This is a genomic window from Rhizobium sp. BK529 (assembly GCF_014194105.1).
Classification (GTDB): Bacteria; Pseudomonadota; Alphaproteobacteria; order Rhizobiales; family Rhizobiaceae; genus Rhizobium.
Genome location: NZ_JACIAU010000001.1, coordinates 1,464,761 through 1,483,787 on the forward strand (window position 1 = coordinate 1,464,761; position 19,027 = coordinate 1,483,787).

Sequence of the window (19,027 nt, forward strand, 5' to 3'; positions counted from 1 at the left end):
ACGGCTCAAGGGGAAAAAGCCTCAGGCAAATTCCATGATGACGGCATCGACGGCGAGGCTCTCGCCGGGAGCGGCCTTGATCTTCCCGACAACGAGGTCGCGCTCGGCGCGCAGCACGTTTTCCATCTTCATGGCTTCAACGACGGCGAGCGTTTCGCCCGCTTTGACCTCCTGGCCTTCTCCGACCGCAATCGAGACGACGAGGCCGGGCATGGGGCAGAGCAAGAGCTTGGACGTATCGGGTGGCAGCTTGACGGGCATCAGGCGATCAAGCTCGGCATGACGGGGCGTAAAGACGCGCGCCTTGACAGAGAGGCCCTGCCAGTCAATGCGCAGACCGTTCAGGATCGGACGGATCTGCGCCGTTACCTGTCGGCTGGCGATTCTGCCGTGCCAGACCGCATCCCCCGGTCTCCAGTCGGTGATAACGGTTTCCGTGCGGCCGCCGACTTCCATTTCCATCTCGAAAGGAATGGTGACGAGGCCATCGACCAGCTTCACCGGAACATAGTCGCTGCCGAGCTTAACGACCCATTCTTCGCGTAGGGGGCCGTTCGGATGGCGCAGGCGATCGGCGAAGCCTTCACGCCTGATGGTATCGATCAGGGAGCAGGACAGCGCGATGGCAGCAAGGGCTGCTTCTTCCGAGGCGTCAGGCGCCATCGGGGCGAAACCGTCTGGATATTCCTCTGATATGAAGCCGGTGGAGAGACGACCTTCGCGCCAGCGCGGATGTTTCATCAGTGCTGCGAGGAAGGGAACATTGTGCTCAATGCCATCGACGACGAAAGCGTCGAGCGCCTGTCCCATGGCCTCCACTGCCTGCAACCGGCTCGGAGCCCAGGTGCAGAGTTTGGCGATCATCGGGTCGTAATACATGGAGATTTCCGCACCTTCGAAGACGCCGGTATCGTTGCGGATGACCACATCGCCGTTGCGGCCTTCCGCCGGCGGGCGGTAACGCGTCAGACGGCCGATCGAGGGCAGAAAGTTGCGGTAGGGATCTTCCGCATAGAGACGGCTCTCGATCGCCCAGCCGTTCAGCCTGATATCCTTCTGAGCGAAGGGTAGCGGCTCGCCGGCGGCGACGCGGATCATCTGCTCAACGAGATCGATGCCGGTCACGAGTTCCGTCACCGGGTGCTCGACCTGCAGGCGGGTGTTCATTTCGAGGAAATAGAAATTGCGGTCGCGGTCGACGATGAACTCCACCGTGCCGGCGCTCTGATAGTCGACGGCCTTCGCCAGCGCCACGGACTGTTCGCCCATGGCGGCGCGCGTCTTCTCGTCGAGGAAGGGCGAGGGTGCTTCTTCTGCCACCTTTTGGTTCCGGCGCTGTATGGAGCATTCGCGCTCGCCAAGATAGACGACATTGCCGTGAGCATCCGCCAGCACCTGGATTTCGATATGGCGCGGATCGACGATATATTTCTCGATAAAGACGCGGTCGTCGCCAAAGGAGCTTTTCGCTTCCGAGCGGGCCCGGTCAAAACCATCACGCACTTCCGCTTCGTTCCAGGCAATGCGCATGCCCTTGCCGCCGCCGCCGGCAGATGCCTTGATCATCACGGGATAGCCGATCTCGGCGGCGATCTTTTCGGCATGAATGGCATCTTCGATCACACCGAGATAGCCGGGCACGGTCGAAACCTTGGCAGCGTTGGCGAATTTCTTCGATTCGATCTTGTCGCCCATCGCCGTGATCGCCTTGGGCTTCGGGCCGATGAAGATGATTCCTTCCTTCTCGAGCGCCTCACAGAAGGAAGCACGCTCGGACAGGAAGCCATAGCCGGGATGAACGGCTTCGGCGCCGGTCTGCTTGCAGGCGGCAATGATCTTGTCGGCAACGAGATAGCTTTCGGCAGCAGGCGCTGGACCGATATGGACGGCCTCATCGGCCATTTCGACATGCAGGGCATCCCGATCCGCATCAGAATAGACCGCAACGGTGGCAATGCCCATGCGGCGCGCGGTTTTGATCACGCGACAGGCAATCTCGCCGCGATTTGCGATCAGGATTTTCTTGAACATCGAGACTCCACCCAGGAAATGCGTTCCGGAGTTTTACGCATAAAAAGCCGGAACGTACAATTGGCTTGAAGAATCAGAGGGGTCTGGAGGCTCGACCGGTCAGGCAACAGCTGCAGCGACGACCGGCTCTTCGTCAATGATGCGCAGCCAGCGGCTCCGCCTCGGCTGGGCATAATCCCGGAGTTCGACCGCAGCCATGATCTCGCCCCAGCGCTGATGATTGGCGCCGGGCTGGGTTTCTGCCTCGATGCGCTGCAGGACGCCGTATTCGACCGGCGATACGCCGATAATGCCGCCTTCGCTGACGCTTCTCAAAACCCGCATGACGTAATCCACGTCCTGCCGCGTAATGTTCTTGCGGTCGGTGGCGCGGGTCAGCCTGTAACCGCCGATATTCTCCGATAGCGCCAGGCGGAGCTGGTCGAGTGCCAGTGCCCGGAGTTCGTCGGGAACATGGGCGGACAGCTCCATGACGTGCAGGATGAGCTCGAGTTCGAGGACGGAGTTGACGACGCCGTCAGTCGTGAACATGCGCATGATCCACGCGACATTGATCTCGTCCAGCGAGCCCTGCGGATAGGTGTAATCGACGATGAAGCCTGCCAGTTGTTCGACGAAGAACGTGTTCCATTCGGAGCATTTTTCGGGGCAGGAATTATTGAGCGCCAACATCACCACGACATGATCGGAAGTCCGGATTCCCTCCGGGAAGGTGTGTTTGCGCAAAAGCACGATGTCTTCGGCCGTCAGCCGATGCTTCCCGGCAATGACACACGCCGGAAACGCGAGACGGAACTCACTCATGTTTTATCTCCAGACTTCATCATGAAGCCGGAAATGGCTTTATCGGCGCCGAATTGAATATCCGTCAAGAAGCAGGGTTAACTGTCGATGCGCCGTTTTGTGTGGATTTTAGCAATCGCGCCTGCAGCCGCTCGCGCCAGATGATGAAAAGGCCGGACGCGACGATGATCGCGATGCCGATCCATTTGGAAACATTTGGAAAATCTCCGAAGAGGGCGTAACCGAGAACGGTTGCCGAGATAATTTCGAAATATTGGAAAGGAGCCAGCAGCGAGAGTGGTGCCAACCGGAAAGCCTTAACAACCAGCATATGTGCATAGCCGGAAATCGTGCCGAGGATCAGCAGCAGGACGAGGCCGAGCCAAGAGGCGGGCAGGGAGGGGGTGAAGTCCGCACTGCCGAGGCTGTTTCCGACGAAAAGCGCTCCGGCCATGAAGATCGTGCCGCCGATGCCCGACATCGTTTGCATCGTCAGCGGCGAATCCGCCTCACCGATCGCGCGGTTCAGAAAGAGATAGAGCGAGAAGAGGAAGGCGCAGAAGACCGGCAGCAGCGCCTTCAGGCCGAAGATCTCGTAGCTCGGCTGAATGACGATCATGGCGCCGCCGAAGCCGACGACGATTGCCATCCAGCGCCGCCAGCCGACCCTGTCACCCAGGAACAGCGCCGAGAGCGCCGTCAGCATGAAGGGCTCGACGAAATAGATGGCGAAAACATCGGCGAGCGGCATGTATTTGACGGCGACGAAGAAGAGCAGGCTGGCTGCGCCATGCAGCGCGCCGCGCAGCAGGTTCATCCACGGGCGCCTAGCCGAGAGCGCCTGCATACCGAACATCGCAAAGAGGATCGGCAGGGTACAGACGAGCTGAAAGAAAAAGCGGTAAAAAGTTACCTGTCCGGGCGACATGCCCTCGAAGGTCGCCATATATTTGGCGATTGCGTCCATCGTTGGCAGGATCGCCATGGCGCCAGCCATGATGGCCATGCCCTGGAGCGGATTCTGGGTGGAGGGAGATTCGGACATGACGGCTGCTTCCCGCGGATGATGTCATCAATCACAGGACGTTCAGCGGATCAAGGCCAGCAATCAGGGACAGTGCGCTCTATCGTTGACGGTTTGCCCGAAGACTTCTTCGAAGGCGGCACGCAGGCGGATATCGGCATCGGCCATCGTCACCAGCAGACCAAGATCGACGAGGCTGGTGACGCCATAGGCCGAGATGCCGCAAGGCACGATGCCGTTGAAATGATCGAGATCAGGATCGACGTTCAGCGACAGGCCGTGGAAGGTCACCCATTTGCGCAAGCGAATGCCAAGAGCAGCGATCTTGTCTTCGGCCATCGTGCCATCAGGCAGCAAGGGCCTTTCCGGCCGACGGACCCAGACACCGACGCGATCCTCACGCCGCTCGCCGCGCACATTCATCGAATCGAGCGTGCGGATGATGACTTCTTCAAGGGCGGCCACGAAGGCACGCACATCTTGCCTTCGGCGCTTCAGATCGAGCATAACATAGGCAACACGCTGGCCGGGACCATGATAGGTATATTCGCCGCCGCGGCCGGTGGCGAAGACCGGGAAACGATCCGGCTGGACGAGATCCTTGGCGTCTGCGCTGGTGCCGGCCGTGTAAAGCGGCGGATGTTCCAGCAGCCAGACGAGCTCATCGCCGCCTTCGGCAATATTGGCGACCTCCCGTTCCATAGTCTCCACCGCTTCCGCATAAGGAATGAGCCCATCGGAGATTCGCCAGCGAACGGGGCGCGAGCCAAGTTTCGGGAGCATGGAGAAATCGAGATCGGTGCGTAGCATGGCAGTCCTTGGCGCCATCATGCGGAGAGGAGGGCCGGGCGCGGGCTTCTATATGGACTTGGGCGAAGAGCGATTCAATCGCTCTTTGCGGCGGGCAGCCATCTCAGATATGCAATCAATCCATGATGAAATGCGGGACGAAGCGGGAGAGGTCCTGCGTGATGGGCGATTTGTCCTCGCGGATGCAGATGCCGCAGGCCTCTCCTGCCACCACCCAGGAACCGACGACGGCATAATCGTCGCCGAATTGCGGAAGCAGACAGGCTTCCTGCACGATATAACCTTCTTCGCCGTATTCACCGTCCACCGCGATCGTCTTTCCCTCCGATGTCAGCGTGACGTTCGCGCCTTCGCGAGACAGGAGCGGTTTTCTTACGGAGTTTTCCAGGCGCTGTGACCGGTGATCGTCAGCGAAATAGGCCGGCAGCAGGTTCGGATGGTTGGGCGCCATTTCCCAGAGGACGGGCAGGAGACCCTTGTTCGACAGTGTCATCTTCCACAGGGGCTCGTGGATCTTCGTGCCCGTGGAGATGAGATGTGCGCCAAAATCCTCGTGGACCATGAATTCCAGCGGATAGAGCTTGAAAAGGTTCTCCATCCGGCGGTCTTCCAGATCGGTGAACCATTTTTCCGGATCGATACCGATCTCTTCCATGTCGAGCAGCACTACTTCGAAGCCCGCCTGGAAGGCGACATCGGCCAGATATTTGGTCGTCAGATAATCTTCCTCGTTGTCGGTGATGCAGCCGAAATGGAAGACGCCGCTGTCGCTGGCATTCTTGAAATACTGGAAGGCACCGATAAGCTTCTCGTGGATGGAGTTGAACTGATCGGTATCGGCGCTAAACCGCCCCAATCGTTTCATGTCCTGAAGCCATTCCCACTGGATCACAGCGCTTTCGAAGAGGGAGGTCGGCGTATCGGCGTTGAATTCGAAAAGCTTCGCCGGGCTCTTGCCATCGTAACGCAGGTCGAAACGACCGTAGATGTCACGGTCGGACCATTTCCAGGATTTCCTGACAGCCTCGTGGAATTCGGTCGGGATCGCCATGCGCGTCATCAATGCGGAATCAGCGCAAATGCGATCGACTGCCTTGTAGCAGAGCTCCAGGATCTCATTGGTCGGATCTTCCAGATCGTCTTCGATCTGAGTGAGCGTGAACTGGTAGGCGTTACACTCGTCCCAATAGAGTTCGCCATACATATGGTGAATGGTGAAATCCAGCGCTTCGAGCTTCTGGATCCAGTCCGGCCTTTCGCCAGTCGCGATACGCTTCATCTTGGAGCCCTCAGGACGCGGAAGAGTGGCGCGTGCCGAAGCCAGAGCGGGCAAGTGTCGTCGTAGTGGCATCAGGCCTGACGAGCGCTCCATTGCCATAAGTCATCTTAAAGCCGCCGACCTTGTTGGTGACCAATACGCCAGCAGCATTGACGAAGCCCGAGACGTGGCTGCTTTCGTAAAGTGCCGATGCCGGTACAGCCGGGTAGTAGACGCCATTGACGTCCTTTTCGGGCTGGCCGATGAGATAGCCTGATTGATAGGGGACGTAATGTCCTCCACCGGCACCATGCATTGAACTTGTCTGCTCACAGTGGCCGGTGCCGAACTCCTCCTCGCAATCCTCGCGGTTCTGATAGGAAGGTGCGTTTTTTAGATGCTCGGCACGGGCAGTCTCGAAGCTGCTCTTGCAATCGTCCGGACCGAACTTGCTATCCTTCAGACACTCGTCAAGCGTCCTATAGGCGGCCGTCTCGGTCTCGCCCATGGAACGCTCGACGAGATAAATCGCGAAAATAAACGTTCCGAGAATGGCGAGCTTCACACCTCCCTTTGTGTATCGGTAGCGATCTTCCGGTGTCATGCGATCCCCAATCGTTAGATGCCATGCAAGTGCGCAGGTAGAGATGAGCGCCAGGCCAAGACGTCCGGCTTGTGTTCGAGTGCGTGAGGAGACTGGATGCCGGCGCGCGTTAGCCGCACAGACCGATGTGGCAGCCGATAGTTCTTCTACCGACCCATCAAAAATTGCTGATCAAAATTATCTTCATGAAAATGAACACCCCTGAACCCTTAACTGTTCCAGTTATGTTCTCAATTCCAGATGCAAGTCAAGCAGGAGATTGCGCATCAGACTTGTGGTCGTTGCGGGAAGGTAACGCTCTGTCATCCGCGATCGACGAAATGAGCGGCAAGGGGGCGCCAAGCGCGTTACGGCTTATGGCAGACAGATCAAGGCCAGAGAACTAAGCGTTTGGCCGAAAAAGAAAAAACCCGCCGAAGCGGGTTTCTTGGTGCGGTCGAGAAGACTCGAACTTCCACGGGTTGCCCCACAGCGACCTCAACGCTGCGCGTCTACCAATTCCGCCACGACCGCATCGTGGTAGGGCCGATTTGCGTCGGCGAGGCAGCATGTAGCAAAAGCCTCAGACGGACACAAGCACGATGTGACAGTTTTTTTTAAATGCTTGATCGAGGTGTGGATTACGCCGTGCGAAGCGTTGAATTTAAAGAGGAAAACCGGAAATCCGAAAAAAGAAAAGGGCCGGAAACCGGCCCTTTCTCAAGGCATGTCAGTGCGTTTCGCGGCAAGCTTCGGTGCGAGTGGCACCGCTGTCGGCACCTTTCTGGCGAGAACCCTTCGGGCCAACCATGCTGTGGCAATCCGGAAGCGGCTTGATGCTGCCGGTTGCGGCGGTGTCGACCTTCGCCGGCTTCGCCATCGCCGTCGGCGCGAAACCATCACTGTCATTCGTATAGTCGCTGGAATAGGCCGGACGTGTCACATGGGTCGGATAGTGAACGGACTTGGATGGTGCGACCGGAGTTTGGTAGAGGCCATCACCGCCGTTGGAATAGTCATCCGAGTATTTCGGCGCGGCAAAAGCAGCACTTGCCATGCTGGCGGCAAATAGGGTGGCAGCGACTGCGAATTTCATGCGCATGGATCTATCTCCTCAATCTGTTGTTGAATTCAACAACGCAGAACCGACCCCCGGCAAGATTGAGTCCGCGCCCCAATTAGGGCAATTTTGAGAGAAAGATGACGGGCAGCGTGCGACGTTTCGTCCGAATAAAATCACATATTTGTCAATGATCTTGAGGGGTTCGTTACCTTAGCCGGCATAGTTAATTGCCTGAGGTTCCGACGCTTTCGCCAAGATTACACATCTGCAATCTTTAATTGATTAACTATTTGTAATTTTACACACTTGGAAACCGGAAAGCAGACGCTTCCCGGGTTTCAAATGTGGCGATTTCGTGTTTTTTGCCTCAATCCTCGTTGGGGATATGGGCGTCGACGCCGGTCACCTCTAGGCGGTTTCGAACATGATGGACCCCGTCCACCGACAGCGCACCGAGTTCGACCTTGCGGGCGATGCCGATCGTCTCTACGGACCCCTCCAGCGTCACGATATGCCCATCGGCATGAACCTCCACACTGTCGATATCGACGTCGGGAATATTTTCCAGATTGTCATGCACGCGCGCTTCGAGCTCGTCGCTGTCATCGCGGTCGATCGTATCCGGCTCGAGTGAATCCTTCAGGCGGTTTTCATTGCCGTCCTCGTCGGTCCCGTCAATGCGAAAACCGCTGTTGCGGTCGCGGTCGAAATTGGCGGCGGTTTCGCCATATGGGCGGTTTTCGCTGCCCGCAGACTTGGCGCCGCTATCATCGGCATAGGGCCAGCCATCGTCCAGATTGCGTTCCTCGAAGTCGCGATAATCCTCTTCGCGAGAGCGCGAGGACTTGTCTTTATTCCCAGGCATTGCGGTCTCCTTCCGGGTTACCGTTCTGCAAGACAAACGCCCGAAGGGTGCTGTTGGTTCGCCCGACGGTGGCCAGGCCTCAGCTTTTCGCCTTTTCCCATTTCCTGATCAGCCGGTCGCGCTTCAGTCGTGACAGGCGCTGCAGCCAGAAAATCCCGTCGAGCTGATCGACCTCGTGCTGGACGCAGATGGCGAGGAAACCGGAAGCCTCTTCCTCGTGCTGTTGGCCGTCGAGGTCCTGATAGCGGAAGCGGATCGCGTTTGGGCGCGTGACCTCGCCCGTGGCGCCCGGCATGGAGACGCTGCCTTCCATATGAACCATCGTCTCGTCCGAAAACCATGTGATCTGCGGATTGACGTAGGTGCGTACGCCGTCCGCCTTGTCGAGCTCCAGCACCGTCAGGCGTTCAAAGACGCCGATATGAGCCGCAGTGATGCCGACGCCGGGCGCTGCACGCATCGTCTGCAGCAGGTCGTCCGCCAGTCGTGACAGAACCGAATCGAATGCCGTCACCGGCGCGCAGAGCGTCTTCAGGCCGGGATGCGGGTAGCGGAGAATCGGGCGGATCGGCACGGGTGAAGTTCCTTTCGACTGATGGCGGCGGAAACTATAGCCGACCACAGACATTGTCATCAGAAAGCACGGGTTTGCGCTTTACGGCAGTAGTGCTTTCGGCTAGCTGGTCGGTGCGGATTCCGGCGGCGCAGGGCAGGGCGGAGTTCGCGTATCCGCTTGTTGACAATGCATTTTCAGCCGACATTCTCGAATGCAGCTCGATAGTCTAAATCAAACTGGGATGCGAGGGCGGCAGATGACGACGACCGACACCGAAGACCGCAATCGCAAACGTCCATCCGACGAAGACGTCGATATCTATAACGAAGACGGCAATGTGCGCAGCGACTTCCTGGCACGGCTCGGTGCAGCCATTGCCGATCGCGACACGCTGTTTCTTCGCCAGAACGTCGCGCGCCTGCACGAATCGGAAATAGGCGACCTGCTCGAATCGATCCAGCCGGATCAACGCCTGGCGCTGGTGCGCCTGCTCGGCGACGATTTCGACATGACGGCGCTGACGGAGGTCGACGAAACGATCCGCCGCGAGATCGTCGACCAGCTGCCGAACGAGCAGATTGCGGCTGCCATCGGCGAACTGGATTCGGACGACGCCGTCTACATTCTCGAAGACCTCGACAAGGAAGACCGGGAAGAGATTCTCGCGCAGCTGCCGTTTACGGAGCGGGTGCGCCTCCGCCGTGCGCTGGATTATCCCGAAAGCTCGGCCGGCCGACGCATGCAAACGGAATTCGTCGCCGTGCCGCCATTCTGGACGGTCGGGCAGACGATCGATTACATGCGCGAGGAAGAGGATCTGCCCTATTCCTTCTCGCGGATCTTCGTCATCGACCCGACCTTCAAGTTGCTCGGCGCTGTCGATCTCGACCAGATCCTGCGCACCAAGCGGCAGACGAAGATCGAAACCATCATGCGGGAAACGAACCATCCGATCCCTGCCGAGATGGACCAGGAAGAGGCCGCCCAGCTCTTCGAACAATACGACCTTCTATCCGCCGCCGTCGTCGACGAGAACGAGCGGCTCGTCGGCGTGCTCACCATCGACGACGTGGTCGACGTGATCCATGAAGAAGCGGATGAGGATATCAAGCGCCTCGGCGGTGTTGGCGACGAAGAACTTTCCGATAACGTCATTTCGACGGTGCGCTCGCGCTTTCTCTGGCTCTTGATCAATCTCGGCACGGCAATGTTATCTGCCAGCGTCATCGGCCTGTTCGACGGCTCTATCGAGAAGATGATCGCGCTTGCGGTGTTGATGCCGATCGTCGCCTCGATGGGCGGCAATGCCGGCACGCAAACGATGACCGTGACGGTGCGCGCGCTCGCGACCCGCGACCTCGACATTTACAACGCTGGCCGCATCATTCGAAGGGAGGCGGGCGTCGGCATTCTGAACGGGATACTCTTCGCCATCCTCCTCGGCGCAATCGCCGGCATCTGGTTCCACAATTACCAGCTTGGTGCGGTCATCGGGGCGGCCATGATCATCAACCTGATGGCGGCAGCGCTTGCCGGCATCCTGCTGCCACTGCTGCTCGATAAGATGGGCGCGGACCCGGCGATCGCCTCGTCTGTCTTCGTCACGACCGTAACAGACTGCACCGGCTTCTTCGCCTTCCTGGGTCTCGCAACCTGGTGGTTCGGCATATGACGGATGGCGAAATTGACTATTACGTAAAAGTCAATATTATGTCAGGCCGATGACGGGGATGAGATACTGGTGAACAAATACTATACCATAACGGAGCTGACGCGCGAATTCGGAGTGTCGACGCGCACGCTTCGCTTCTATGAAGACGAGGGATTGATCCAACCGGAGCGCCGCGGGCGCACACGCCTGTTCCGCCCTGCCGACAGGCGCCTCATTCAGGAAATCCTGCGCGGCCGGCGCATCGGCTTTACCATCGCCGAAATCCGCGAAATCATTCAGGTCTACAAGGAGCCGCCGGGCGAGCTCGGCCAGCTCAAATTGTTGATGAAGCGTGTAGACGAAAAACGCGAAGACCTGCGCCAGAAGCGCAAAGATATCGACGAAACGATCACCGAGCTCGACAATATTGAGGAGGCCTGCCTCGGACGCCTCGCCGAAATCGGTGTTACCACCTGATCATTGCTGGGGCCGCGGTTCAGACTGCGGCGCCGGCTCAGGCTCTATTTGAGCGCTGCACTGGCTGGCAAGCGCCATGATCCGCTCATCATCCGCCTTCACCTGTCCCGCCTGGAACTGCGTGAAGAGCTGCTGCGCCTGCAATTGATCGAGCGTGCACTGGCAGAAGCTGCGGCAGACCGCTTCGCCCTGTTCGACCGTGCAGGACGTGTTGCACTGGCGCAGATAGGTCGCGACCGGATCGGGCTTCGGCGGCGCCACCACGAAGGTCAGGCCATAGGCGACCGTGATCAGCACCGGCTGATGGATAAGATAGAAGGCGAGGCTGTGGCGGCCGAGCCACGCAAGCCATGTGCCACCCGTACCCAATGCGGCGAGACGTTGCGGCAGGCTCGTGAGAAAGGTCAGCCGCGTAAGGACTATGCCGAGGAAGAAGGGCGTCGCCCACGGAAAAAGCGGCACGAAGTCGTTCGACCGGTCGGGCGTCGCCGCAAAACCGAGCCAGGCGAGATATTTCGGATCGAACAGATGAGAATCGAGCACGCCCGGCATCACGAACGTATCGGCGATCCAGCCGACAAGCAGTGCCAGCGTGACGAGCAGCGTCACCGGCAACGGCAGGCGCAGGAAGACCACGCCGATCAGGCTCAGAACCGCGATGGAATGGAGAATGCCGAAATAAATCCATTCGCCGGGCACGAAATACATGGTGGCGGCTGATATCAGCACGGCGGCGCCCGCGATCATCCCGAAACGCTTCCAGAAGGCACGCCAGCGGATTTCCGGCCGGCTTGATAGCACGAGACTGACGCCGACGATGAACAGGAAGGTGGTGGCGATCGCCCGGGCGTAGATCTTCAGCCAGCCGGTCTCGGCCGTTCCGGGCGCGAGGTAGCCCATGAATTCAAGATCCCAGCTGAAATGGTAGGTGGCCATGGCAATGAGGGCCGCGCCGCGCGCCGTATCCACGAGCCCGATACGCGGTGGTTTTGCGTAAGCCGTCGCTTGCGTTGTCGGCGATGTCATTCAAAGTCCCCCCGACAGTTCGTCACCGTCGCTCACCGACGGCTTATCGGGCAGGACAGGAGAAAGATGGAGATTTGGTGGCAGCTGGGGTTCCATGATCGCCAGGCGCTCTGCCGAAAAGAACTGTCTGCGGGTGAGCACGAAGACGACGATCGATGTCGTTCCAATGAAAAAATAGGGATTGATGAACCAGCCGAGATAGCCGATCGACAGGAAGATCGCCCTGAGACCTTCATTGAAATGGCTTCCGGCAAGGACATTCATGCGGATGACACGTTCTGCGGCGCGCTCGGCGGCGATGATGTCCTTGTCAGTATCGTGCATCATCGGTATCGCGCCGAACAGGATGGTGCAATAATTGAACAGACGGTAGGACCAGCCGAATTTGAAGAAGGCATAGCCAAAGAGGGCAGCAAGCCCGCCGACCTTCATTTCGAAGGCGGCATGGCCGCTGTGAAAGACGAAAGGCAGGTCTGCAAAGACCGCATCCACCTTTTCCGTCGCACCGAGCAGGGCAAAACAGCTGCCGATCGCGAAGATGGATGTCGAGGCGAAAAACGCCGTGCCATTCTGCAGCCCGGCCATGATCTGGGTGTCGATCATCTTCAAATCGCGGCGCAGGGAATTATATATCCATTCACGCCGCCGCTGCGCCATGGCATGCGTGAGACTCGTGCGGCCGAAAAAGGTTTGTCCGTGCAGCAGCCACGAATAGCCCATCCAGATAAAGATAAAGAAGGCAAGCGCGATATAGTCCGCCGTCGTCATCATCAGCGAGTCAGTTCCCGTATAAATGCGGCCACTCTACAGATGCGTTCGAATGCTGCAATGACCGGCAAGACGAGAATTGCTGGCAAGACGGGCCGCGTCCAACTAGTGTCCAGCGCTATGTCGCACCGGTTCAAGGTGATGTCGGTCCGCCACGCGGATGCCGAACCGGGTTCGCATAATCTGCATCATCAAGTTTAGAAGGCGCCTCCATGTTTCTTTCGGTATTCGATGTGTTCAAGATCGGTGTCGGGCCGTCGAGCTCGCATACGATGGGGCCGATGACAGCTGCCAACCGGTTCCTCGAGCTCATCCTGTCCAACGAATGGCCGCGCCCTTCCACCGGCGCGCAGGTGGCGGCCATCAACGTCAGCCTGCACGGTTCGCTCGCCCATACGGGTATCGGCCACGGGACGGGCAGGGCGGTCATCCTGGGCCTGATGGGCGAGGCGCCCGATACAGTCGATCCGGATCGCATGGATGCCATTATCGACGAGGTGGAGAAAAGCGGCCGTATCGCACCCGAGGGACATCCGGCCTATCAATTTCAGCCGAAGACGGACCTGTTCTTCGACAAGAAGCAGCCGCTGCCCGGCCATGCGAACGGCATGACCTTCTCCGCCTATGACAAGGACGGCCGGCTGCTCGTCAAGCGCATCTATTATTCCGTCGGCGGAGGCTTCGTCGTCACCGATACGGAACTGGAGCAGATGCGGGCGCGCAAGAAGACGGCGCAGGGCAATTACAAGGTGCCTTACCCCTTCGCCACCGCCAGACAGATGCTTGAAATGGCCGAACGTTCGGGCTTGTCGATCGCGCAGATGAAGCGCGCCAATGAGGAAAGCCAGCGCAGCCGCGAAGAGCTTGATGCCGGTCTCGACCGCATCTGGGAAGCGATGCGGTCGTGTATCGAGCGCGGGCTGAAGGTCGAGGGCATCATGCCTGGCGGTCTCAACGTCAGGCGCCGCGCCAAGCATATTCACGACAAGCTGCAGGAGGAGTGGCGCAGCAACCGCATCAATCCGCTGCTCGCCAATGACTGGCTGAGCGTCTACGCGATGGCCGTCAACGAGGAGAATGCCGCTGGCGGGCGTGTTGTGACGGCGCCGACCAATGGTGCAGCAGGCGTCATTCCGGCGACGATCCGCTATTACGAGCATTTCCATGAGGATTGGGATCAGAAAGGCATCCACGACTATCTGCTGACCGCAGCGGCGATCGGCGGCATTATCAAACACAATGCCTCGATCTCAGGCGCGGAAGTCGGCTGTCAGGGCGAAGTCGGCTCGGCCGCCGCCATGGCAGCCGCCGGCCTTGCAGCCGTCATGGGCGGCACACCGGCGCAGATCGAGAATGCCGCCGAAATCGCACTCGAACACCATCTCGGCATGACCTGCGACCCGGTCGCCGGCCTGGTGCAGGTTCCCTGCATCGAGCGCAATGCGCTGGGGGCGGTCAAGGCAGTCACGGCGGCCTCGCTCGCTGTGAAGGGCGACGGCCAGCATTTCGTGCCGCTCGACGCCTGCATCGAGACGATGCGCCAGACGGGTTATGACATGAGCGAGAAGTACAAGGAAACCTCGACCGGGGGCCTTGCCGTCAACGTCGTCGAATGCTGAGTTTGTGGAAGTATAAAGCTTCTTGCTTGACGCTGCCGGCCAAAAGGATTTCAACGGCAGCATGGCACTAAATCTCATCAAACTCTGCGTCGGCTGCGATTCGATCGAAGACCTGCGTGAATGGGTGGCCGAACGCTCGCTGCGCGCCATTGCCGCCGGACTGGAACCGCACTCGGTCCATACGACGCGCATGGTGCCGAAGCGCGTGGAAGAACTGCTCGACGGCGGTTCGCTCTATTGGGTCATCAAGGGGCAGGTGCAGGCCCGCCAGAAGATTCTCGATATCCAGACATTTACGGATGGAGAGGGGATCGGCCGCTGCCATCTGGTGCTCGGTCCGGAGGTGATCGAAACCTCAGTCCAGCCCAAGCGCGCCTTCCAGGGCTGGCGCTATTATCCCGATGAAGACGTGCCACGTGACCTCGACAGTCTCGGCGCTGGCATTGCAGAAATGCCCGCGGATCTTCGCCGCGAGCTTTCGGAATTGGGATTGCTCTAAAGCCTTTCCTTCACTCTATCGCAGGCGCAGCACGACCGGGGAATTGCCGTCGGGCGACGTGATGTGCAAATGGATATGCGCTTCCGGCTGGGAATAGCGCCAGGCACGTGCGCCGTGGCAAAGCAACAGATTGATGAGATCACGGGTCTTCGGCGATTTCGCCTTCGGGCGCTGCAGGCCGATTTCGGCAAGGCGAAGTGCCGCTTCGTGCAGCGGATGCAGGCCGGAGCGGCCCTTGTTGACCGCCCGGCGCCCGGCAGGCGCATTTGGGACATTCTCGTTGATCGACATCATCTTCCTCGTACGCAATACAAATCGAACTAGGATCGACTGCCGGCGGCGCGAACACCGCAACCGGCAGGCAGGGGCGCCGCCAAATCAGTCATAGGCAGCGCCGGATATCTCATTGGGCAGCCGCCCAGCACTTGACGCCGGCCTTCTTGAGCGCCTTGCACGCGTTGACTGCATCACGCTGGTCCTCAAACCCGCCGAATCGGGCGCGGAAGACCTGGTCGCCGCCATTGGCAAAGGCGACGGCGAAAGGCTTGGCAGCACTCAGTGCTTTGCCGCCCTTGGCCTTGGCGCTCTGCAGAAGATCCATCGCCGATTCACGGCTGGAAGAGACGCCGATCTGGACAACCCAGCCGGATGGCTGCGGCACCTCTCTGGCGGCAACTTCCTTGGCAGGAGCCGGCTTGGTGGAAGCTGTGGTCAGGTCGTCAACCGAGGTGTCGCCCTGTTCCGGCGGCACGTAGGCAGATGCCGACTTCTGAACGGATGCCTGTTCCTGCTGCTTGATCGCCACGGTCTTGACCTTGCTCGGAGACGGCATTGGCTGCGTCAGGAGAGGATTGTCGGTCTTCGGTGCCGCGGTTTCCGCATAGGCAACCTCGGTGTTCGCCGCCTGATAGCGGCGGTCCGGAAGCGGCCCCTTGTGCGGCAGGCCGACATCGGTTGCTGCTGCGGCCGCGACGGGCTGCTGATCGGACGTGATCGTCTTCTTTTCCGCCACTTGGGCAACCTTGGCGGGGGAGACCGGGGCAGGCGTTTCGATCATATCAGGCATCGGCTTCGACTGGGCAACGAGCGTGCCGCCGCTGGTGGAAGCCTTGGGCAGATAGGCGTCGAGCAGCCGGCGCATCTGTGCGTCGCGGGCAGGAGTGGAAGCGCCACCCAGAACCACACCGACGATCGATTTGCCATCGATCTGCAGGGAGCTGACCAGATTGAAGCCGGCAGCGCGTGTATAACCGGTCTTGATGCCATCGACGCCGCGCACGGAGCCGACGAGACGGTTGTGGCTGCGGATCACGCGGTTACCAAACTTGAAGGCACGCGCCGAGAAATAACCGTAATACTGCGGGAAATGCTGACGAAGGGCGATGCCGAGGCGAGCCTGATCGCGTGCCGTCGTCATCTGCGCGGTGTTCGGCAGGCCATTGGCATTGCGATAGGTGGTGCGTGTCATGCCGAGCGCATGCGCCTTTGCGGTCATCATCTGGGCGAAGCGATCTTCCGAGCCGCCGAGCAGTTCACCGAGCGCGGTCGCAGCATCATTGGCCGACAGCGTCACGAGCCCGAGGATACCCTGTTCGACGGTGATCGTGCCGCCGGCGCGAACGCCGAGTTTGGTCGGTGCCTGGGCTGCGGCGTGAGCGGAGAAGGGGACGGGTGTATCAAGACGGATACGACCCTGCTCAAGGGCCTCAAAGGTCATGTAGAGCGTCATCATCTTCGTGAGTGACGCCGGGTATTGAAGACGGTCGGCATTCTCGCTGTAGAGAACATTTCCCGTTCGGGCATCGACGACGATACCGGCATATTTCGGATTCGCCGCTTCCGCTTCGGCATTGACCGAGTCGACCGCGACGATCGCGATAGCCATCGAGAGGATCGTCAGCACCTTTGCGAGGAAACCGGCAGACCACGGCGATGATACGGAGGAAATTGACCTTGACACTATTCCACTCTTCGCTTGCATTTCAGATGTTCGACGGGCTACGCACCCCCTACCGCGTAACCGGCTGTCCCGGAAAACTACAGGTTGGGCGTTACCAATCCGTTTATGATGAATCGTTTCTTCAGACATTGGGCGGGATTTTAGCGGCTGTCGCAGACCGGCTCACGAGCCGGGTTTCCACAAAGGTCCTGATCGCGGCATCAATATGGTCCCAGTCGGCCAAATGACGGCTTGAGAACCGGTAAAGCACACTTAAATCCTTCCCGACCTTGATATCGCGCTGGCAATCTCCGCTGGTCGCCGTTTCCACCGACGAGGGCAGCACGCAGCGCACGACATAATCGACGGCACCTTGACGTGAGGCCGTCAGCAGAACCTCGCCGTTGTAGCCGGCATCGGCACGCAGACGGTGCAGCGTCAGGTCATGCGCAAACGGTTGCGGCGCGCCATCCATGAGATGCGAATAGATCGGCTCGAGCCGGCCCGACATGTCGCGTGACATCGTGCCTTGGGTAATCTGCAGGAAAATCAGATCCGACGATTGGGAGATGTCGTCGAAACGCTGACGCATGTCCTTGCTATAGCCCTGCATTTCCGGCCAGGCGAGGTAAAGATCGACCCGCTCGGCCGCGCCGTCATGCCGTTCGCTGGGGAAGCGAATCGTATTGGCGGGCAGGCCGAGCGTATCGCGGCCGATGATCACCGTGATCCCGGTGGTGTTTTCCGTATTGCCGGCGAGTGAGATGTGACGGCCGAACCATCGCCCGGCAACGCTGATCGCAACCGTCAGCAAAGCCAGAACAGCAATCGTCGCGGTAACACGAAGCAGGAAGCGAGTCGAAAGAAGGGGCTGCTCACCAGGATGGCCCACGGCGGAATGGCTCATCGTCGTCCTCGAATATCGGGCCGCCGTAAGAAAAACGCGAGTCGTCGGTGCCGGTGATGAATCTGGTGAGTATGATGAGATAGCGAGAGTTAATGGGCCGTTAACTCAACCAAAAGGACGTGCCAGAAAAGAAGCGAGCCGTTCCCGGGACAGCGGGAACGGCTCTGGGCACCGGTCGGGACGGGGATGCGGGACGGACCGGGGCCGGTATGCCTGTTACTTGACGCTACCGACAGCGACGGCGCGGCCATCCTGCAGTTTGGTCCAGCGGGCCGGATCGTCGGCGGACTGGCGCTTCAGGTAGGTATATTCGGTATCCGACCACAGCAGCACCTTGTTGCGCATGTTGTCGAGCACGAAGTCGCCATGATCAGTGCGAACCGTCAGTACGGCATGACCTTCGCCATTCGGCTGCAGCACGACGGTCATCAGCGTATCGGACGGCGAGAAGCCGGCATCGATCAGCATCTTGCGCTTCAGAAGCGCGAAATCCTCGCAGTCGCCGGCGGTTTTCGGATAGGCCCAGCGCTCTTCGACACCGTAGATCTCCATGTCCGTCATTGGCTGGATCGTCGAATTGACGGTATAGTTGACCTTGAGAATTTCCTTCCAGCGATCCTCGGTCAGGATAGCCGGGCCGGCATCGCCGCCGGCAAAGGCGCATTCACGCGGATTGGCCTGACAGAATTCATAGTGTCCGATCGGTGGGCTCGCATTGCCGGCAAGCGTCATGCTGGCGGCGGGTGATGCCTGTCCTGCGCCCGCCATTGCCGCTGTCATGCCGAGGGCCAGAAGGCCGCCCTTCAGAAGGTTTCGAATTGACATTATCGTCTCCCCGTTGTGAGGGCGACAATGACACGGACGTTTTTATCTCACGCAAAATTACGCAATCAAATTAATGGCTTAGTTTATTCAAACGCACGATAAACTTGAATCAAATGCATCTCGAATACGCGTTAAATTAAAGACGTATTCGTCTCGAATTCGATTAAAATTGGAGGAACTGGAAAAAGGCTTTCGGGCCGGAAATGGCCAGAAAACGGACAGGCCGTTAACGATTTTCGATAAGTCGTCTAAATTTCGACGATGACCGGCAGCGGGAATGGCAGCTGGGGCAAATCTGACCGAGGCTCACAAGAGCACGGAATCGCTGCTCTGAAAGCCGATT

At 59.2% G+C, this 19,027-nt stretch carries 19 protein-coding genes and 1 tRNA gene; 4 read left to right on the top strand and 16 right to left on the bottom strand.

The genetic code is table 11. The annotated features are described in order from the left end of the window. Positions 1-21: 21 nt before the first annotated feature. The 10 genes from FHX08_RS07450 to FHX08_RS07495 form a co-directional block, all read right to left on the bottom strand. Positions 22-2,031, bottom strand: a complete 2,010-nt coding sequence (locus FHX08_RS07450; RefSeq protein WP_132651569.1) for an acetyl/propionyl/methylcrotonyl-CoA carboxylase subunit alpha — start codon at positions 2,029-2,031, stop codon at positions 22-24. A gap of 99 nt (positions 2,032-2,130) precedes the next feature. Continuing rightward, entirely contained in the window at positions 2,131-2,835 is a 705-nt protein-coding gene (locus FHX08_RS07455; RefSeq protein ID WP_132651568.1) for a hypothetical protein, read from the bottom strand. A 64-nt stretch (positions 2,836-2,899) separates the two neighbouring features. Beyond that, on the bottom strand, positions 2,900-3,859 hold the full coding sequence (locus FHX08_RS07460; protein ID WP_132651567.1) for a DMT family transporter: 960 nt from the start codon (positions 3,857-3,859) through the stop codon (positions 2,900-2,902). Positions 3,860-3,922: 63 nt separating this feature from the next. After that, entirely contained in the window at positions 3,923-4,648 is a 726-nt protein-coding gene (lipB, locus tag FHX08_RS07465; RefSeq protein ID WP_132651566.1) for a lipoyl(octanoyl) transferase LipB, read from the bottom strand. A 115-nt stretch (positions 4,649-4,763) separates the two neighbouring features. Further along, positions 4,764-5,927, bottom strand: a complete 1,164-nt coding sequence (locus FHX08_RS07470; protein ID WP_132651565.1) for a glutathionylspermidine synthase family protein — start codon at positions 5,925-5,927, stop codon at positions 4,764-4,766. Between the two features lie 10 nt (positions 5,928-5,937). After that, positions 5,938-6,510 carry a DUF1190 domain-containing protein gene (locus FHX08_RS07475; RefSeq protein ID WP_132651564.1) on the bottom strand — a complete coding sequence of 191 codons (573 nt, stop codon included), beginning with the start codon at positions 6,508-6,510 and terminating at the stop codon, positions 5,938-5,940. A gap of 428 nt (positions 6,511-6,938) precedes the next feature. Next, a tRNA-Leu gene (locus FHX08_RS07480) sits at positions 6,939-7,023 on the bottom strand. A 196-nt stretch (positions 7,024-7,219) separates the two neighbouring features. Continuing rightward, positions 7,220-7,591, bottom strand: coding sequence for a hypothetical protein (locus FHX08_RS07485; RefSeq protein ID WP_132651563.1), 372 nt, complete (start codon positions 7,589-7,591; stop codon positions 7,220-7,222). A 328-nt stretch (positions 7,592-7,919) separates the two neighbouring features. Further along, entirely contained in the window at positions 7,920-8,417 is a 498-nt protein-coding gene (locus tag FHX08_RS07490) for a BON domain-containing protein (RefSeq protein WP_132651562.1), read from the bottom strand. A gap of 79 nt (positions 8,418-8,496) precedes the next feature. Beyond that, complete coding sequence (locus FHX08_RS07495) at positions 8,497-8,991, bottom strand: peptide deformylase (RefSeq protein ID WP_132651996.1); 495 nt, start codon at positions 8,989-8,991, stop codon at positions 8,497-8,499. A gap of 238 nt (positions 8,992-9,229) precedes the next feature. Here FHX08_RS07495 and mgtE point away from each other — a divergent pair, with 238 nt between their 5' ends. Together mgtE and FHX08_RS07505 are read left to right on the top strand one after the other, a co-directional pair. Further along, complete coding sequence (gene mgtE, locus FHX08_RS07500) at positions 9,230-10,645, top strand: magnesium transporter (RefSeq protein WP_132651561.1); 1,416 nt, start codon at positions 9,230-9,232, stop codon at positions 10,643-10,645. 69 nt (positions 10,646-10,714) lie between these two features. Further along, entirely contained in the window at positions 10,715-11,101 is a 387-nt protein-coding gene (locus tag FHX08_RS07505) for a MerR family transcriptional regulator (protein ID WP_132651560.1), read from the top strand. On the opposite strand, the gene FHX08_RS07510 is transcribed toward FHX08_RS07505, so the two are convergent. Together FHX08_RS07510 and FHX08_RS07515 are read right to left on the bottom strand one after the other, a co-directional pair. Beyond that, positions 11,102-12,127, bottom strand: coding sequence for a heparan-alpha-glucosaminide N-acetyltransferase (locus FHX08_RS07510; protein WP_132651559.1), 1,026 nt, complete (start codon positions 12,125-12,127; stop codon positions 11,102-11,104). Continuing rightward, positions 12,128-12,895, bottom strand: a complete 768-nt coding sequence (locus FHX08_RS07515; protein WP_132651995.1) for a DUF599 domain-containing protein — start codon at positions 12,893-12,895, stop codon at positions 12,128-12,130. It lies immediately after the preceding gene. Positions 12,896-13,107: 212 nt separating this feature from the next. Here FHX08_RS07515 and FHX08_RS07520 point away from each other — a divergent pair, with 212 nt between their 5' ends. Beyond that, positions 13,108-14,514, top strand: coding sequence for an L-serine ammonia-lyase (locus FHX08_RS07520; RefSeq protein WP_132651558.1), 1,407 nt, complete (start codon positions 13,108-13,110; stop codon positions 14,512-14,514). Positions 14,515-14,575: 61 nt separating this feature from the next. After that, complete coding sequence (locus FHX08_RS07525; RefSeq protein ID WP_132651557.1) at positions 14,576-15,013, top strand: DUF1489 family protein; 438 nt, start codon at positions 14,576-14,578, stop codon at positions 15,011-15,013. Between the two features lie 15 nt (positions 15,014-15,028). On the opposite strand, the gene FHX08_RS07530 is transcribed toward FHX08_RS07525, so the two are convergent. The 4 genes from FHX08_RS07530 to FHX08_RS07545 all read right to left on the bottom strand — a co-directional run bounded on the left by FHX08_RS07530 (position 15,029) and on the right by FHX08_RS07545 (position 18,684). After that, positions 15,029-15,304, bottom strand: coding sequence for a hypothetical protein (locus FHX08_RS07530; protein ID WP_112547680.1), 276 nt, complete (start codon positions 15,302-15,304; stop codon positions 15,029-15,031). A gap of 112 nt (positions 15,305-15,416) precedes the next feature. Beyond that, positions 15,417-16,994 (bottom strand): SPOR domain-containing protein, encoded by a 1,578-nt coding sequence (locus FHX08_RS07535; RefSeq protein ID WP_132651556.1) that lies wholly within the window; start codon positions 16,992-16,994, stop codon positions 15,417-15,419. A 100-nt stretch (positions 16,995-17,094) separates the two neighbouring features. Continuing rightward, positions 17,095-17,859: a hypothetical protein gene (locus FHX08_RS07540; protein WP_184327062.1), complete on the bottom strand. Its 765-nt coding sequence runs from the start codon at positions 17,857-17,859 to the stop codon at positions 17,095-17,097. 216 nt (positions 17,860-18,075) lie between these two features. Further along, positions 18,076-18,684 (bottom strand): transglutaminase-like cysteine peptidase, encoded by a 609-nt coding sequence (locus FHX08_RS07545; RefSeq protein WP_132651554.1) that lies wholly within the window; start codon positions 18,682-18,684, stop codon positions 18,076-18,078. Positions 18,685-19,027: the final 343 nt, after the last annotated feature.

Excerpts from the sequence above, each read along its gene's own strand:
- FHX08_RS07490 (WP_132651562.1), bottom strand. The coding sequence starts at position 8,417 with ATGCCTGGGAATAAAGACAAGTCCTCGCGCTCTCGCGAAGAGGATTAT.
- FHX08_RS07460 (WP_132651567.1), bottom strand. The coding sequence starts at position 3,859 with ATGTCCGAATCTCCCTCCACCCAGAATCCGCTCCAGGGCATGGCCATC.
- FHX08_RS07515 (WP_132651995.1), bottom strand. The coding sequence starts at position 12,895 with ATGACGACGGCGGACTATATCGCGCTTGCCTTCTTTATCTTTATCTGG.
- FHX08_RS07530 (WP_112547680.1), bottom strand. The coding sequence starts at position 15,304 with ATGTCGATCAACGAGAATGTCCCAAATGCGCCTGCCGGGCGCCGGGCG.
- FHX08_RS07545 (WP_132651554.1), bottom strand. The coding sequence starts at position 18,684 with ATGTCAATTCGAAACCTTCTGAAGGGCGGCCTTCTGGCCCTCGGCATG.
- FHX08_RS07455 (WP_132651568.1), bottom strand. The coding sequence starts at position 2,835 with ATGAGTGAGTTCCGTCTCGCGTTTCCGGCGTGTGTCATTGCCGGGAAG.
- FHX08_RS07475 (WP_132651564.1), bottom strand. The coding sequence starts at position 6,510 with ATGACACCGGAAGATCGCTACCGATACACAAAGGGAGGTGTGAAGCTC.
- FHX08_RS07520 (WP_132651558.1), top strand. The coding sequence starts at position 13,108 with ATGTTTCTTTCGGTATTCGATGTGTTCAAGATCGGTGTCGGGCCGTCG.
- FHX08_RS07485 (WP_132651563.1), bottom strand. The coding sequence starts at position 7,591 with ATGCGCATGAAATTCGCAGTCGCTGCCACCCTATTTGCCGCCAGCATG.
- lipB (WP_132651566.1), bottom strand. The coding sequence starts at position 4,648 with ATGCTACGCACCGATCTCGATTTCTCCATGCTCCCGAAACTTGGCTCG.
- FHX08_RS07470 (WP_132651565.1), bottom strand. The coding sequence starts at position 5,927 with ATGAAGCGTATCGCGACTGGCGAAAGGCCGGACTGGATCCAGAAGCTC.
- FHX08_RS07510 (WP_132651559.1), bottom strand. The coding sequence starts at position 12,127 with ATGACATCGCCGACAACGCAAGCGACGGCTTACGCAAAACCACCGCGT.
- FHX08_RS07535 (WP_132651556.1), bottom strand. The coding sequence starts at position 16,994 with ATGCAAGCGAAGAGTGGAATAGTGTCAAGGTCAATTTCCTCCGTATCA.
- FHX08_RS07450 (WP_132651569.1), bottom strand. The coding sequence starts at position 2,031 with ATGTTCAAGAAAATCCTGATCGCAAATCGCGGCGAGATTGCCTGTCGC.
- mgtE (WP_132651561.1), top strand. The coding sequence starts at position 9,230 with ATGACGACGACCGACACCGAAGACCGCAATCGCAAACGTCCATCCGAC.
- FHX08_RS07525 (WP_132651557.1), top strand. The coding sequence starts at position 14,576 with ATGGCACTAAATCTCATCAAACTCTGCGTCGGCTGCGATTCGATCGAA.
- FHX08_RS07540 (WP_184327062.1), bottom strand. The coding sequence starts at position 17,859 with ATGAGCCATTCCGCCGTGGGCCATCCTGGTGAGCAGCCCCTTCTTTCG.